Source organism: Enteroscipio rubneri (assembly GCF_963929405.1).
In the GTDB taxonomy this organism is placed as follows: Bacteria; Actinomycetota; Coriobacteriia; order Coriobacteriales; family Eggerthellaceae; genus Enteroscipio; species Enteroscipio rubneri.
In genome coordinates, this window is record NZ_CAWVIN010000001.1 from 316,356 (window position 1) to 332,905 (window position 16,550).

At 61.5% G+C, this 16,550-nt stretch carries 13 protein-coding genes; 10 read left to right on the forward strand and 3 right to left on the reverse strand.

The features are described from left to right. Positions 1–25: 25 nt before the first annotated feature. On the reverse strand, positions 26–802 hold the full coding sequence (locus tag ABGT83_RS01305) for an ABC transporter ATP-binding protein (RefSeq protein ID WP_103265324.1): 777 nt from the start codon (positions 800–802) through the stop codon (positions 26–28). Between the two features lie 190 nt (positions 803–992). Continuing rightward, entirely contained in the window at positions 993–3,995 is a 3,003-nt protein-coding gene (locus ABGT83_RS01310; RefSeq protein ID WP_346685614.1) for an insulinase family protein, read from the reverse strand. 297 nt (positions 3,996–4,292) lie between these two features. Between ABGT83_RS01310 and ABGT83_RS01315 the strand changes: the two genes are divergently transcribed. The 8 genes from ABGT83_RS01315 (at position 4,293) to proB (ending at position 14,598) form a co-directional block, all read left to right on the forward strand. Next, positions 4,293–5,540, forward strand: a complete 1,248-nt coding sequence (locus ABGT83_RS01315; protein WP_346685615.1) for a hypothetical protein — start codon at positions 4,293–4,295, stop codon at positions 5,538–5,540. A gap of 204 nt (positions 5,541–5,744) precedes the next feature. After that, entirely contained in the window at positions 5,745–7,088 is a 1,344-nt protein-coding gene (locus ABGT83_RS01320) for a glutamine synthetase family protein (RefSeq protein WP_103265289.1), read from the forward strand. A gap of 33 nt (positions 7,089–7,121) precedes the next feature. Continuing rightward, complete coding sequence (locus ABGT83_RS01325; protein WP_103265288.1) at positions 7,122–7,793, forward strand: winged helix family transcriptional regulator; 672 nt, start codon at positions 7,122–7,124, stop codon at positions 7,791–7,793. 388 nt (positions 7,794–8,181) lie between these two features. Then, positions 8,182–10,809, forward strand: a complete 2,628-nt coding sequence (gene polA, locus ABGT83_RS01330) for a DNA polymerase I (RefSeq protein WP_346685616.1) — start codon at positions 8,182–8,184, stop codon at positions 10,807–10,809. A gap of 311 nt (positions 10,810–11,120) precedes the next feature. Beyond that, on the forward strand, positions 11,121–11,624 hold the full coding sequence (gene rplU, locus ABGT83_RS01335; protein WP_103265286.1) for a 50S ribosomal protein L21: 504 nt from the start codon (positions 11,121–11,123) through the stop codon (positions 11,622–11,624). Positions 11,625–11,642: 18 nt separating this feature from the next. Beyond that, a complete protein-coding gene (gene rpmA, locus ABGT83_RS01340) occupies positions 11,643–11,894 on the forward strand; it encodes a 50S ribosomal protein L27 (protein ID WP_103265285.1) in 252 nt (83 codons plus the stop codon). A gap of 152 nt (positions 11,895–12,046) precedes the next feature. Then, a complete protein-coding gene (gene obgE, locus ABGT83_RS01345; RefSeq protein ID WP_103265284.1) occupies positions 12,047–13,441 on the forward strand; it encodes a GTPase ObgE in 1,395 nt (464 codons plus the stop codon). Between the two features lie 14 nt (positions 13,442–13,455). Then, the gene (proB, locus tag ABGT83_RS01350; protein ID WP_103265323.1) at positions 13,456–14,598 is read left to right on the forward strand and encodes a glutamate 5-kinase; all 1,143 of its coding nucleotides are present in this window, start codon (positions 13,456–13,458) and stop codon (positions 14,596–14,598) included. Positions 14,599–14,797: 199 nt separating this feature from the next. Here proB and ABGT83_RS01355 read toward each other — a convergent pair whose 3' ends face one another. Continuing rightward, complete coding sequence (locus tag ABGT83_RS01355) at positions 14,798–15,064, reverse strand: hypothetical protein (RefSeq protein WP_346685617.1); 267 nt, start codon at positions 15,062–15,064, stop codon at positions 14,798–14,800. Between the two features lie 352 nt (positions 15,065–15,416). Between ABGT83_RS01355 and ABGT83_RS01360 the strand changes: the two genes are divergently transcribed. Then, positions 15,417–15,689 (forward strand): hypothetical protein, encoded by a 273-nt coding sequence (locus ABGT83_RS01360; RefSeq protein ID WP_346685618.1) that lies wholly within the window; start codon positions 15,417–15,419, stop codon positions 15,687–15,689. Next, positions 15,682–16,545: a hypothetical protein gene (locus ABGT83_RS01365; RefSeq protein WP_346685619.1), complete on the forward strand. Its 864-nt coding sequence runs from the start codon at positions 15,682–15,684 to the stop codon at positions 16,543–16,545. Before ABGT83_RS01360 ends, ABGT83_RS01365 begins: the two co-directional genes overlap by 8 nt. Positions 16,546–16,550: the final 5 nt, after the last annotated feature.

Below are 16,550 nucleotides of genomic sequence, written 5' to 3' on the forward strand. Positions count from 1 at the left end.
TTGCCGCGGAAACCCCGTCGTTTATCTAGCAGGTGGTGGGAATCTCGGTGAGATGGAGTTCTGTCGGCTCCGTCAGCTGGCAGCCGGGTATGCCCTTGGAGACAAAGCCGAGCTTCGGCATGATGTCGTCAGGTGCTCCCGTCTCGACCACTCGTCCGTCGCGCAGCACCACGATCTCATCGGCAAGTTGAATGATGCGTTCCTGGTGCGAAATAATCACGATCGAACGGCCGTCGCGGGCTTCATGGATGCTGCGGAACGTCTCGGTGAGACGGTCGAAGCTCCAGAGGTCGATGCCGGCTTCCGGCTCGTCGTAGATGGCGAGTTGCGGGTCGCGCGCGAGGATCGTGGCGATTTCGATTCGCTTCACCTCGCCGCCGGACAGGTTCTTGTCCACCTCGCGGGTAAGGTAGCTCGCTGAGCAGAGTCCCACCTTGGCCAGGTACTCGTTGCAGGACAGCATCGGCAGCTTTTTGCCGGCTGCAATATCGAGAAGCTTTTTCACCTTCATGCCCTTGAAGCGGGCCGGTTGCTGGAACCCGTAGCCGATGCCGCGCCGAGCGCGCTCGGTGATACCGAGATCGGTGATGTCTTCCCCCTCGAACAGGATTCGTCCCGCGGTCGGTTGCTCCACGCCCATGATGAGCTTTGCGAGGGTGGATTTCCCGCCGCCGTTTGGGCCGGTGATAACCGTGAAGCGGTCGCTGGGGATCGTCAGCGACAGGTCGTCGATGATGCGCTTCTTCTCCGAGGATCCCTCGGAGAGCGGCACCTCGAACGTGAGGTTCTTCAATTCAAGCATGGCCGTGCTCTCCATCTCTGCTTCGCTCGTCTAATTGATACTATAGAAGTATCATTAATATCGCATCCCGTCAAGCCCGACGGCGCGCGAACCCGGAACCGTGCAAGGTTCCGTCCTCAACGGCCCATTCTAGCTCGAAACGCATCGCGTGCCGACGTGAATGTCGACTTTCGCTTGCGCCTCTCCGACGCTATTCCGCCAGCAAGGTTATAACGTCGAATCCGGCACCCGATTCCTCGATGATATCCTGGCCGCCGAAGGCGCACACTGCATTTCGCTCGATGGCCAGCGCGAGGGGCTTAGCCAGGGACCGAACTTCTTCGGGCGTGGCGGAAAGCATCTCGCTGCGGGTAGCGTGGCGTGTCTCGGGCGTGCGCCCGGCAAACCAGTCGCCGTCTTGGCGCCTCACGAGCGCTCGGGCCTTCAGGGGCGCATCGAATCCTGCAACGGTGGCCACCACGTAACCCTCCATCTCCTCGGTGCGCGGCTCGAAGGAAGCGAGCCACGCCGCCGATTCGGCGAAGCGCGCAAGGGTTTCGTCCAGGTGCGGATCGCGGTAGGAGTAGAAGCGCATATTGCCTGTGCGTGCAGCTCCGAAACCGGCGCCGTACGCGCCGCCCTTCACGCGTACCTCGTTCCATAAGTAGTCGTAGGAGAGCGCACGCGCCGCCACCTGCCAGGCGCCCGTATACGGTGCGCCGATGGCGCGCCGATCGAAACCCTGAGCTGCATAGCACACATCCGAGGGCACCACGAACGCCTCGTTGCGTATGACGGGCTCGGGCACGGATAGCGGGAGCTCGGGGGAGCCTGGGCGTCCCGTCCCGGCTCCAGCGCTCCAGAATCGCTCGAAGTCTTCATCCGAGCCTGCGAAGCTCACCGTGCAGCCTTCGTCCACGAACAGCCTTCGTGCGAGGGCGGTCAGGTGCTCGGCCACCTCATCGGCGCGTTCATCGTAGTGCGCGAGCAAATCCTTCAAGAACCGGTAGAAGTCGATACCGCCCAGCTGCTCGCGTATCACGCCTGCTGGCAGGTAGTAGGACGCCACGCGCGCCATGGCGGCTGCGTGTCCTGCCGCTGCGAAACTCTGCTCCATTCCGATGCGCCGCTGCTGGAGCACGTCCTTGATCTTGCCCGTGTCTGAAAAATCGGTCTCCAGCATGATCTCGAGCGGCAGCTCGCACGCGGCTTCCACGTTTTCGGAGAGAGCGCTCGCGCCCACCACGAATTTCGGCGCCAGGTCGCGAGCTTCGCCATCGCCCTCGTAGAGGTCGGCGAAAAACGACAGGTTCCCCAGCTTGCCGTTTACAAGCGTGTCGATTTCAGCAGCCGTGTGGCGCGCCGTTCCCAGCTTGCCCAGCACGAGCGCGAGCACTGCCACATAAGGCAGCTCCTCGAACTGCGCGCGGTTGAGGTCGAAGTAGCGGTAGGTATAGGCGATGCCGCGCGAAGGCACGTGATGGCGAATGCATGGCACAGGCGTGCCGTCGACCGTGCCGTAGGCGGGTTCGTCGGGCGCGTCTCCGATGTCGCCGACGGACAAGCGCGGCAACGTGGCGAGTGCGGCGGGGGCGTCGGGTTCCGTTTGCATGCGTCGCAATGCCGCCTCTTCATCGGCGATACGCGCGAAGTCCGCAGGATCCATGGCCGCCTCGGCGGTGCGCAGGCGCTCGATCTCGAAGGCTTCCTCGTCGCCGTCTGCGGGCACGATCTCTGCGAGCGCCCAATGGTCGCTCTCCAAAAACACGTCCACGAGTATCCGCTCGAAGTAGCCCGTGCCGAGCTCGCGGCGCAGCAGGGCGAAGTCGTCTTCGTAGCGCAGGTACGTTGTGGCCAGCGCATCATCGTAAAGCCAGCCCGACAGCGCCGTCATGGACAGCGCCACGCCGTCGGCCATGCCGAAGTCGTGCTCGCGCATGACGAATTCGGCACGCGAGAGCGATGCCTCCACGAGCGTACGGTCGACCCCCTGCTCGACAACGGCGCGTACGGCATCCTCGAAGATGGCGCGGAAGCGCTTGGCCGCTTCCGGCTTCGCACCGCGCAGCTGCACGACGATGAACGGCTGCAGCATGCCGTCGGCCAAAAAAGCCAGCACGTCGTCGGCGAGGCCCGCATCGAGAAGCGCGCGCTTCACGGGCGCTTCGTTGCTGCCCATGAGCGCGTCGAGCAAGATGTCCACCGCCGTCACACGTGTTCGTTCGGCTGCGTCCCCGATGACGTAGCCCAGTCCGGCGCATGCGTTCTCGGGCGCTGTGTCCATAGTGCGCTTCACGTGTTCGGCCACGACGGGCGCTTGAGCTTCGAGTGCGTGCGGCACGAGCGGCAGCTCGCCCCCTTCGGAGCGCTCTTTGTCGCGTGCGGCCTCTTCATCGGCGACGGGGGAGAGGTACTCCCGATCAAGGAAGGCAAGCATGCGGTTCAGGTCGAGGTCGCCGTACAGCGTGAGGTAGCTGTTGCTCAGCCGGTAGTGACGGCGGTGTTCGTCAAGAAACTGTTCGTAGGTCAAGTCGGGGATGGCGCGCGGCGTGCCGCCCGACTCGAAGCGGTAGGCTGTGTCGGGGAACAGCGCCGCCTGCAGCTCGTCGTAGAGCACAGAGTTCGGATCGGACAGGGCGCCCTTCATCTCGTTGTACACCACGCCGTTGAGCACGAGTTCCGCCGTGGCGTCCTCGGCTTCGGTGCGCGCCACGACGTCGCCTGCTATGGAGTCGCCTAGGTCGGATTCGACGTCGCCGGCCAGCTCGTAATGCCAGCCTTCCTGCTCAAAGATGGCTCGCTTGCGGTAGATGGCCGGATGGAGCACTGCATCGAGGTACACGTCCATGAGATTGAGCAGGTCCTGCTCGTTGGTGCTGGCCACCGGGTACATGGTCTTGTCGGGAAACGTCATGGCGTTCAGGAACGTCTGCATGGAGCTCTTCAGCAGGTCCACGAACGGCTCTTTGACGGGGAACTTGTCGGAGCCGCACAGCACCGAGTGCTCCAGGATATGGAATACGCCGGTGTCGTCGGCGGGAGGTGTCTTGAACGCGATGGAAAACGCCTTGTTGCTGTCGTCGTTTGCCAGGTAAAGCAGCCGCGCGCCGCTCTTCTTATGAACGAGCACAAAGGCGGTGCCGTCGATCTCGGGCAGCTCTTCGCGAGCGAGCACGGTGAATCCGTGCAGGGTCTGATTGACGGAGAGGTTCATGGGGGTCGCCTTTCATCGGTGTTCCGACTGCGGCGACGCGTGCGGGTCGGGCGCGGAGTGCGTCGGCGACCTGCGCGGACGCGTGCCGTAGCGGCGGTTTCGTCGAGGTGTAAGGATAGCACAACGTCTCCACGGCGCGCGCGGTTCGCAGTATCAGTAGAAAACGGTTACCCTACCGAGGTTCTAAGAGCCCTAACAAGCAGGCAACCGTTCGGTGCGCACCGGCGAAGGCGAGGCGGGCCAGGTGCGGCATGCGCTAGTATCGATCACGAAAGCACCTGTTCAGAGGACTGTTCAATGACTGCATCGCGTATGTTTGCATCTATCGTCCGGCGTCGAGCGGCAGCATGCGCCGCCGTGCTTGCCGCGGTCTGCCTGGCGGCCCTGTGCGCGGCTTGCCCGTCTGCGACGGCGATCGCCGCTCCGAACGGCAGCTCGTCGACGCCCGATGAAGATTCCTCGCCATCCGCGGCGGGTCCCTTCGAGGTGGAAGGTCCCGCTGCTTCGTACTCATGGGATGGATTGCGGCTGTCGATCACCGGGGAGGGCGTGTCGATCGTCGGCATGGCGGGATCGGAGCTGGGGAACGTTTACGTCGCATCCGCGGTCGAACGCGTCGGCATCGGCGCCGGCGTGCACATCGGCACGCTCGAGGTGGCGCGCTCCGTGCGCCTGGAAACGAGCGGCGGAGGCAACTCTGTGGACGTTTGGATGTCCGATCGCGACGACGCCGTAGGGGGGTCGGGCTCCATCGCGCTTGGAAGCGTCGAGCGCTCGGTCGATATCTACGGGTCCGTCTCCGTGCGCCTCGAGGGAGCTATCGGGGGTGTGCACGTTTGGGAGCATGCGACGCTTGCCGTCCTGCCCAGCGCGCGCATCGAGGGCTCCCTCACCGTGTTCGGCGGCGTTCTGGATCTTTCGCAGGTGCCTCTCGGCGAGCCCGTGCCCGTCCTTGGCGTATCGGTGGGCAATCCCGGTCAAACGTTCGCCATCGCCGCGCCATTCGGCGCGACGCGCTTGGATCAGTTGCTTGGGTACGAATATCTTTCTGTCAACGATTCGACGTCGGTCTACGAGGACGGAGAGGAGATCGGCGCGCTTCGCGAGGACGGCTCGTTTCTCATAACGGCGACGCGCACGGTGACATTCGAGGGCTTCGACGATGCGGTTCTGGCTGTCGAGCAGGTTCCGCTGTTCGGTGCGGCTGCACCGCCGGAAGCTGTAGCGCCGGATGGATACCGTTTTATCGGATGGGACGTGCCGTTCGATTATGTCGACGAGGATCTGACCGTGAGGGCAGAGTTCGAGAAGCTTCCCGCTTCCGCTTCTCGGCCCGAAGCAGGATCGGGCGTCGCATCGTCTCCGTCGGAAGGCGGGTCGTCCTCGTCGATGCGCGCGGTGCCTCCGAGCCGCTACACTTCTGCCAAGCACGTGCTCGCAGCCACCGACGACGGCGATCAGGTGCCCGTCCTGGCAACCGTTGCGGCGTGCGCTGCATCGCTTGCGGCTGCAGCTGCGGGCATGCGTCATTCAGGCAGGAGGTAGCGGCCGATCGCAGCGAGGGCGCCGCATCATACATAGCCGCCGGGGGGCTCGGATGCGGTCGTCGGCAGCGCTCCCTGCACGCCGGTATCGAAATAGGAATCATCGCGACGACTTCAAGCGCCATCTTCATGCAGCGCTCACTCTGCGCCGGTAACGAAACGGAAACATCGCAGGGTATAATGGACTTGAGAGAAAGGATGTGCGATGACCTCAAGCCCTCAACAGGATTTCGTACTCAAAACCATCAAGAGCCGCGATGTTCACTTCGTTCGCTTCTGGTTCACTGATGTGCTCGGCCTCATGAAATCCTTCGCGGTCATTCCAAGCGAACTGGAGGGCGCGTTCGCCGACGGCATGGGCTTCGACGGAAGCTGCATCGAGGGCTTCTGTTGCACCCAAGAGTCCGATATGCTGGCTTTTCCTGATGCCTCGACGTTCCAGGTGCTGCCGTGGCGTCCCGAATCCAACGCGGTTGCGCGCATGTTCTGCGACATTCGCACCCCGGACGGCCGTCCCTTCGAGGGCGACCCGCGCCAGGTGCTGGCGCGTGCGGTGGACAAGGCGCGGGACAGGGGCTACGTATTCAACGTGGGGCCGGAGCTGGAGTTCTACTACTTCAAGGACGCCGGCGGCACCGAGGTGCTCGACCGAGGCGGGTACTTCGACCTCACGAGCCTCGACTACGCGAGTGATCTGCGCCGCGATACGGTGCTCACGCTGGAGAAGATGGGCATTCCCGTGGAGTATTCCCATCACGAGAACGGGCCGTCGCAGCACGAGATAGACCTGCGCTTCGCCGATGCGCTCTCGATGGCCGATGCGGTGATGACTTACAAGCTAGCGGTGAAGGAGATAGCGCTCAAGCACGGTGTGTATGCCTCGTTCATGCCGAAGCCCTTAGCGGGCGCGCCGGGCAGCGGGATGCACGTGCATCAGAGTCTTTTCGATCTTGACGGGCGCAATGCGTTCTTCGATCCCGATGATCCGCAGGGCTACCGCCTCTCGAAGGTCGCCAAGCATTACATAGCGGGCCTCTTGAAGTACGCCCCCGAGTTCTGCGCGGTTACGAATCAGTATGTGAACTCCTACAAGCGGCTCGTCTCGGGAGGGGAGGCGCCCACGTACCTGTCGTGGGCAAGCCGAAACCGCTCGACGCTCGTGCGTATTCCAGGCTATCGACCAAGTCGCGAGGATGCCTGCCGGATCGAGCTGCGCAGCCCCGATCCGGCCGCGAACCCCTACCTCGCCTTTGCCGTCATGCTCGCGGCGGGCTTACAAGGTATCGAGGACGAGCTGGAACTCCAGGAACCGACCGAGGATCAAGACCTGTTCGCGCTTTCGCGCCAGCAGCTTCGGGAGCAGGGGATCGAGACGCTCCCAGAAAGCCTGGGCGAAGCGGTGGAGCTGTTCGCCGAATCGGAGCTCATGCGCGAAACGCTGGGCGATCACATTCACTCCTATCTCGTGGCGGCCAAGCGCGCCGAGTGGAATGAGTACCAAGGTAACGTGAGCGCGTGGGAGCGCGAACGTTATTTGGCGGTGCTCTGATATGCGCCGGGAAGAGGGGGTGGAGGCGCCGACATGAGGAAATCGGTCATGTTCGTTGCGGACAGCCTGGACAACGCGCACAAATTCCAACATGTCCTCGCAAGCTTGGACGTGGATGTATCGGCCGGATCGTCTTCTCAGCTCAAGAAGCTGCTGGCACAGCACCCCGGCTATGATCTCGTCATTTACGAGGCGTGCGGTGGGGCGCCGGGCTGCGTCGCGCAAGCGGAGTCGCTTCTTCCCGAGGATGGTTCCGCAGCGCTGCTCATAATCGTGAACGAGGAGCAGTTGGCCGAGTTCCGGTTGCCCGTACAGGCGAGGAGCGATTTCGTGGTGCGCGGAGCCGGCGAGGCTGAATGCGCCGCCCGTATCCGCCAGCTTCTCTGGCCTGGCAACGAAGGCTCCGCTTCCGATCTCGTGGCCGTCGACTCCATGACCATCAACCTGGCCACGTACCAGGTGGCTGTGGCCGGCGAGCCTTTGGACCTCACGTATTTGGAGTACGCGCTTCTCACGTTTCTCGTGACCCATCCTGGCCGTACGTACTCGCGCGACGCGCTGCTGCGTCGCGTGTGGGGTTTCGATTACTACGGCGGCAGCCGTACGGTCGACGTCCACGTCCGTCGTGTCCGCGCCAAGCTGGGCCCCGATCTTTCCCAGCACCTGGAGACGGTCCGCGGTGTCGGCTACCTCTGGAGCGCCTAGGACCCGCCGGTTGAAGCGATGCGAGCCTATGCCCTGCACGCGAGCCGACCCTTCGGCAGGGTCTTCTCGCAACGTTCCCCGCAGCAACGTGGCCCCGCAGGTTGAATCCCCTCCACCAAGGCGCCGAGCGAGTTGTCGTCGCCGACGGTCGGTTTTCGCATGCAGCGGGATTACCGCGGCTCGGTGTGAATCTTTCACGGAGATGCAAGCAGCTTCGGGGGCGCGCCCGCGCGCCCGAAGCGCGTTCCGCACGAGCCAAAACGCCCGGTGGGCGTTTTACGCGAGCAGGACTGCCCGAGCGGCTGGGCGCGGCCGCACTTCTGAAGCGGGCGGCTTGCTTGCGCTATACTGATCGGTTGAAACCCAAGCCGACGGAGGACCTCGCCCCATGCCGAAGAAGATCGCCGTCATCGACGGCAACTCGCTCATGCACCGCGCCTACCATGCCGTTCCTTCAACGATGAATGCGCCCGACGGTCGTCCGACCAACGCCGTGTTCGGGTTTCTTGCCATGTTGCTGAAGTTCATCGATTCTGAAAACCCCGATGCTCTCATCTGCGCGTTCGACGCGGGCCGGCCGGAGTTTCGCATGAAGGCGCTCGAGCAGTACAAGGCGCAGCGCCCGCCTATGGACGATGATCTCAAGGTTCAGTTCCCCATTATCGAGGAGCTGCTCGAGGCCATGAACGTGCCCGTTGTTCGCGTGAAGGGCTGGGAGGGCGACGACGTACTGGGCACGGTCGCAAAGCGCAACGAGGCGTTAGGCTACGAAACGCTCCTCGTCACGGGCGACAAGGACGCCTATCAATTGGCCAGCGGCCAAACCCGCATCGTCACCACGAAGAAGGGCATCACCGACGTGGCCGTGTACGGGCCCGCGGAGGTGGAGGAGCGCTACGGCGTGCGCCCCGACCAGTTCATCGATTTCCTCGGCCTCAAAGGCGACTCGTCCGACAACATTCCCGGCGTGCCGGGTATCGGCGACAAGACGGCTGCAAAGCTGCTGCAGACATACGGGAACCTTGAAGGCATCTACGAGCATGTGGACGAGCTCAAAGGCAAGCAGAAAGAGAAGATGGTCGACAACAAGGATATGGCGTTCCTGAGCCGTGACGTGGCCACCATCGTCTGCGACCTCGACTTTCCGCTCGACCTTGAAGGGTGCAGCTTCCCGTCGTTCGATTCTGATGTCGTGACGGAGGCGTTCAAGAAGGTCCAATTCAACTCCCATCTCAATCGCGTACTGAAGCTCGTCGGCAAGGAGCTGGAAAAGAAGGTGGCGTCGCTTTCGGTCGAGCCGGTCGTGACGGGACAGGCTGCCGACGAGCTTGTGGACGCCGCTCTCGCACGGGGCGAGCGACTCGGCGTCTCCATCGTCGAGCCTAAGCAGGTCTCACTGTTCAGCGCGGGGCTGCACTGCGCGGTCGGCACGAGCGAGGGCACGGCTCTGTTCGAGGACGAATCCGGACGCGAGGCCGTTGCTCGCATCGTCCGCGGCGGTCGGTTCGCCGCACTCGACGTCAAGCAGACGGTGCACTGCGTCTACCCGGCAGACACGGCCGAGACCGCGCTCGTGGACGATGCGGACCTCATGGGCATGGACGCGTTCGATCTCAGCCTTGCGGCGTACGTTCTCGATTCGTCTGTGGCCGAGTACACCTTCGACGCGCTGCTCGGCGTCTACTGCGACGGCGTCCTTCCCGAGTCGAAGGGAGATGCCGACATGGCCGCGATCCAGGCCGCGGCTGCGCGTATGCTCGCGCAGCCGCTGGCAGAGGCGCTCGACGCCGACGGCACGAAGGACGCCTACTTCGACATCGACCTGCCCCTCATCGGCGTGCTCGCCATCATGGAGCGCACCGGAGCATCCATCGATTGCGACCACCTGGCCCGCCTCGGTGCGAGTACGCAAGTCGAGCTCGACGATCTGAGCGGCCGCATCTACGATCTGGCCGGTGAAGAGTTCAACATCGACTCGCCCAAGCAGCTCTCGCGCGTTTTGTTCGAGGAGCTGGGGCTCAAGCCCCTCAAGAAGAACCAGCGCGGCTACTCCACCGACGCCGCCGTCCTCAAGGAGCTGGCAAAGGAGCATGAGCTGCCCTCGCTCGTGCTGCGCTACCGCGAACTTGCCAAGATCAAGTCCACCTACATCGATGCGCTGCCGCGCATGCGCGGGGCCGACGGTCGCGTCCACACCTGCTTCAACGAGACGGTGACTACCACCGGGCGGCTGTCCTCCTCGGATCCCAACCTGCAGAACATCCCCGTGCGCACGGACTTCGGCCGTCAGATCAGGGCCTGCTTCGTTCCGCTCGCGCCGGGCCAGAAATTCCTGTCAGCTGACTACTCGCAGATCGAGCTGCGCCTGCTCGCTCACCTCTCCGGCGACGAGCATCTCGTCGCCGCATTCTGCTCGGGCGCGGACTTTCACGCAAGCACTGCCGCCCGCGTCTTCGATGTTCCCGTCGAAGAGGTGTCGCCTCAGCTGCGCAGCCGGGCGAAGGCCGTGAACTTCGGCATCGTGTACGGCCAGCAGGCATTCGGATTGTCCCAGAGCCTCGGCATTTCCTTCGCCGAGGCAAAGGAAATGATAGAGCGCTACTTCGAGGCCTATCCGGGCGTTCGAGCATACTTGGACGATACGATCGTTCAGGCGAAGGAGCACGGCTATGCCGAGACGATGTTCGGCAGGCGCCGTCATATTCCCGAGCTGCGCTCGGGCAACGCGGTGCAGCGCGGCTTCGGCGAGCGCACGGCTATGAACCATCCCATGCAGGGAAGCGCGGCCGACATCATCAAACTCGCGATGACCGAGGTCCAGCGTCGCCTGATGGCGGGCGGCTTCGAGGCCAAGCTGCTGCTGCAGGTTCACGACGAGCTGGACTTCAGCGTGCCCGAGGCGGAGATTGAGCCGGTCTCGGCGCTCGTGAAGGATGTCATGGAGCATGCTGCCGTCCTGCGCGTGCCGCTCGATGTGGACATATCGTTCGGCGACACCTGGGCCGAATCCCACTAGGGGATTCATCTGCCATCCAAGACGGTTTCGTCCCGATGTTGATCGCGGACGGGGCAGCCGGATAGGCCGGCGCTGGTCGAGAACGCGGGCGGTGGGACGCGTTTGCGATGAAACGGTGAGAAACGGGGCTTTGCGCTCGTATATGCATGCAGGTCTGGTACCATGATTCGGCCCGAAGCAGAGGAATTGCACAGGCTAGGGAAAATCACGGAGCATGCTTATTGACAAGCATGTCCCTTCGCTGATAAGATATCGCCTTGCGTTTTCCACTCCCCTCGGGAGTTCGGATAGATAAAAATGAGGAGACATTCATGTACGCAATCGTGAAGACGGGTGGCAAGCAGTACAAGGTTGCCCCCGGGGACAAGCTGAACATCGAGAAGCTCGACGCCGAGGTCGGGGCGAAGGTCGAGCTCGACGCCATCTGCGTCGTCGACGGCTCTAAAGTCGAGGCCGACCCTGCGAAAGCAGCGGCCACGAAGGTGGTTGCCGTCATCCTTGAGCAGTTCAAGGGCGAGAAGCAGCTCGTGTTCAAGTTCAAGAAGCGCAAGAACTACAAGAAGCTGCGCGGACATCGCCAGCAGCTGACGCGCATCGAGATCGAATCCGTCGGTTCCGCCAAGGCCTCCAAGCCCGCTGCGAAGAAGGCCGCCGCAAAGAAGGCGGACGAGGTCAAGCCCGCTGCTGATCAGGCGGAGAAGGCGGATGCGAAAAAGGCTCCGGCCGAGAAGAAGCCGGCCGCCAAGAAGCCTGTCGAGAAGAAGCCGGCTGCCAAGAAAGCCGACGAGAAGCCTGCGTCGGACGACGCCGAGTAAGCAAGGGAGGGAACCACCATGGCTCATAAGAAAGGTCTCGGGTCTACCCGCAACGGCCGCGACTCCCACGCACAGCGTCTCGGCGTGAAGATGTTCGCCGGCCAGACGGTCAAGACGGGCAACGTCATCGTCCGCCAGCGCGGCACGCATTTCCATCCGGGCGAGAACGTCGGCCGCGGCAAGGACGATACGTTGTTCGCGTTGTGCGACGGTACGCTCGAGTTCACGCGCGGCGTCAAGCGCAAGATTCACGTGCGCCCCGAGGCGTAGGATACATCCCGTCTCACGACTGCTACACCTTGTCTGTTTTTGCATGCCCCCTGCTCGCCAGGGGGCATGTTTCGTATACAATCCAAGGTGCCCTGTTCAACCTGAAAGCTGGCGCCAACGAAAAGGCGCTACGAAATACGAGGTTCGATCACGTGTTCATCGATAAAGTACGCATTCATGTTCGAGGCGGCGACGGCGGCGCAGGTTGCATGTCGTTCCGTCGAGAGGCGCACGTCCCGAAGGGCGGTCCCGACGGCGGCGACGGCGGCCATGGCGGCAACGTGGTCGTCGAGGCCGATGCCAGCCTTTCGTCGCTGATAGAATACCGATTCAAGCACCACTTCAAGGCGGATCGCGGCACGCACGGCAAAGGATCGCGCATGCACGGCGCGACGGGCGAGGACCTTGTCCTGAAGGTGCCGGTGGGCACGGTCGTGCGCGAGTACTTCGAGGAGGAGAGGGAAACAGGGCAGCTCATCGCCGACCTCACGCATGACGGCGAGCGCATCGTCGTCGCCGAAGGAGGCATGGGCGGGCGCGGAAACATCCACTTCGTCACGCCCACGCGCCGCGCGCCGGCCTTCGCCGAGCTGGGGGAGCCGGCGCAGGAGCGCTGGATCGAGCTCGAAATGAAGCTCATGGCCGACGCCGCGCTCGTGGGCATGCCATCGGCCGGCAAATCTTCGCTCATCGCGCGTATGAGCGCCGCCCGTCCGAAGATTGCAGACTATCCGTTCACGACGCTCGTGCCTAATCTCGGCGTGGCGCGCTCGGGCGATTACAGCTTCGTCATTGCCGACATCCCCGGGCTTATCGAAGGCGCGCATGAGGGGCGCGGCCTCGGGCACGAGTTTCTGCGCCATATCGAGCGAACGGCGCTTATTGTGCAGGTGGTGGACTTGACGGGAGACTATGAAGGGCGCGATCCGCTCGAGGACTACGAAGTTATCAACCGCGAGCTCGCGCTGTACGCCGATGAGCTGGCGGCGCGACCGCGCATCGTCGTGGCGAACAAAATCGACGCGCCCGGCTCCGACGAAGCGGCTGATCGGCTTGCGAAGCGCGTGCATGAGGATTCCGTGGCGGCGGCTGGAGGCGACGAGTTCGGGCCGAGTCCCATCGATCCGAAGCTCTACCGCGTGAGCGCGCTCACAGGCGAGGGTGCGGATGGATTGAAGGCCGCAATCGCCACAAAAGTGCACGAGCTTCGAGAGGCTGCGCGCGCCGATGCCGAGAACGACGTGCAGTACGACCATGTGTGGGAGCACCGGCGCCGGGAGCGCGATCGCCGGTTCGATGTGGCGAACCTGGGCGGAGGCGTGTTCCGCGTATCCGGCCCGCAGGTGGAACGCATGGTGGTGCAGACGGACTGGGAGAACGAAGAGGCTGTCGCCTTCCTCCAGCATCGTCTCAAGCGGCTCGGTGTGGAGACGGCCCTTGAGAAAGCGGGAGCGGTGGACGGCGATGAGATACGCATCGTTGGGCGTGCGTTCGAGTTCGAATCGGCCCGCACGGCCGACGACATGTTCAAGGAGCTCGACCTGTGACGAAAGACAAGACGATGGCTGCAGGCGCTGCAGGCTGCGGGTGCGGCAGGCGCCTCGTCGTGAAGATCGGCTCGTCCACGCTCACGACTTCGGAGAGTTCGATTGACTACGCGTATTTGCAGACGGTTGCCGACCAGATAGCTTGCGTGAAGGCGGCCGGCTGGAAGCCGATCGTCGTGACGTCGGCCGCCATCGCCTGCGGCCTGGAGGCTCTTGGGATCGATCGGCGCCCGAAGGACATGCCGAGCCTCCAAGCGGCGGCGTCGGTCGGGCAGAGCGCGCTCTCCGCAGCGTATGCGCGGGTGTTCGCAACGCACGGCATCGTCACCTCGACCGTGCTGCTCACGCGCCGGGACACGGCCGATCGGCGCGCGTATCTGCACGCGCGGGACACGTTCGACCGCCTGCTCGATCTGGGAGTGGTCCCCATCGTCAACGAGAACGACACCATTTCGGTGGAGCAGATCCGCTTCGGCGACAACGACACGCTGGCCGCGCTCGTCGCCTGCCTCGTGGAGGCTGATCTTATGGTGATCCTCTCCGATATCGAGGGTCTCTACGACGCGAACCCGCATTTCCATTCCGACGCGAAGCTCATCGCGCGGGTGAACGCCATCGGGCCGGACATCATGGCGGTGGCCGGCGAAGCGGGCACCACGGTGGGCTCGGGGGGCATGATCACCAAGATCAAGGCCGCCCGCGTGCTCATGGTGGCGGGCATTCCTCTGGTCGTGTGCAACGGGCGCCGTGCGGGCGCCATCGTGGATGCAGCGGCGGGAGAGGATGTGGGCACACGGTTCACGGCGGTGCGCAAGCCACATGAGATCACGCCGAAGAAGCTGTGGATCGCGCTCGGCGACGCGGCGCGCGGCGCGCTTGTGGTGGATGACGGGGCGAAGACGGCGCTCACGTGCAAGGGCAGCTCGCTCTTGTCGGTGGGCGTGCGCGCCGTCGAGGGACGATTCGACGCGGGGGACATCGTGGACATCAAGGACGGGTCGGGTCATCTCTTCGCACGCGGCAAGGTATCGTTCGCGAGCGACGAGGCGGCGCTTGCTATCGGCCGCACGCGGGCCGAGCTGCAGGCGAACCGTCTGCTCGCAAGCTTGGCCGACAAGGCGCTCGTCCACCGCGACGAGCTGGTTGTGTTCGAATAGTAGGCTGCAATCGTAATAGACGAAAACATAGATACTGGTTGCAGCTAAAGTTTGAATCGACGATGAGGCTGTGCTGTCTAATGCTGCGCATTCTAATCTAATGACGGTAGGATTGTTGGCGCCATGCCTCTCGCGCCCGCTCGCAAGCTCATCCGGGCGACTGGATATCCCTATCAGTAAAGCTATGTTTAAGAGGGTTCTACATCGGCGTCGGAGCCTCTCTTGTCGTTCGGCCTTGGTTGATTGTGCCCACTTTCAGGTTGAGTCTCTCATAAGGCGCATCCTCGATGCCGAACGCGCGCATGAGGACATACATGGTTTTCTGATCAGCAGTCTTGAGCATCGCTGTGGGCGACATCCTGAGCGAAGACCTGAACTCAGCCATGTCGCGAGCTTTAGGGTTGTCGAAGCAGATCTCGCATCCTTCGACAAAAGCTTTCTCAATTTCACGTGGTTTCGCTCGCATCCTCTCTTTTGTTGGGACTGGCGTATGTCACAGTAGTACACTTTGGTTCAGGACGTCTTATGGAAGGCCGAGCGTTCAAAGGGCCTTCGTCAATCAGGATCAGATCGAGCAAACGCTGGAACAGGGGCTTCCTGATTTTTTTCTCCAGCATGTTAAGCGCCGCGGCAACGGCACTCGACATCTTATCGGGTAGAAGAAGACATACTTGAAGCCTGCAGGGGCGTAAGTACAGCTTAAGGACGCACCGCGTGGTCTTTAATAGCCCGATCACGGTGTCCATCTCGCACACCCGGGTGCATTCTTCATCAGATGAAAATTATCATTGTTAATTAGATATTAGAAAGAGGTAGCTATGAAACGCAAATTCTTCCGAATACTACTATTGAGTTTTACATTAGCTCTATTATTAGCATGTCCTGCTTATGCTGATGATTATGGAAGTGATTCGATTAGAGTAGATGAAGCCCTTGCATTGCAAATGGGTGATCGCTTTTTTTCTGCAGTCATGCCCGATATTGATGTTACGGCAGATAATGCTGTCAAAATGTACAATTCAAATAGCCATGCAATAGGATATGTAGTTCACGCATATTACGAAGGCTGTCCATGGCTACGTGGTGTTTGACTCTGAAGAAGATTTCGGGATATCTGAATTCTCTTATGGCGAAGATGCAATAAGTCCCTATGAAAGCACTTTAAAACAAAATCCCCTTTCATCATATTCAATCGACAGTGATAAATTGTATAAAATTGATCAGCTTACCTATTGTCTTATTGACGAAACCACAGGGGATGGGTTCGATAATTATGGGGAAGCTGTAAGCGCATTGAGTGAAGGCCTGAACTTCATTTCAAGCAGATCATCTTCTCCTGATAGCTGGGAACAAGTACTAATGGATCCGTCTGTAGTATATCGAGACTATAAGATAGCGGCAGTCAATTCGGTTTCAGGTTATTCTTCTTACACAGAACAGTACGTAAAGTTGGTTACGGGTCGCTATGCATGTACCGTATCTGCAATGCTGACAGTATGCTCCTTCTATACAACTACTAGTGGAGCAAACGGGCTTGATCTGGACTATACTGAACTTTGGAGAAGGTCAAGAACCGAAGTGGACCATACGCAAAACGGTATAATATATGGCAGTACGCAGGCAGGGTCGATCCCGGAAGCTATCCGAGGTTTCTGCTTAGATCGCGGAACAAGTGTAAATGTGTCTCAAGTTGCGTTTGCCAATTGGACAGCCTATAAAAACAATATCGATAGTGGAAATATGTCGATATTCTCTGGAACGTTGAAAGTTAATGCTAACTCGGGTCACGCGATGGCTGTTGCGGGATACATATCTCTAACGAATAAAGATGATGTTTTAGACTTTATGAATACTCTTATGGTGTGTGATGGATGGAATGGTGGACTTCGAATTCTAAATCACAATCTTCTTCACTACTCCTCAAATATGGGCACTTTTGTTTCTTAGGAATG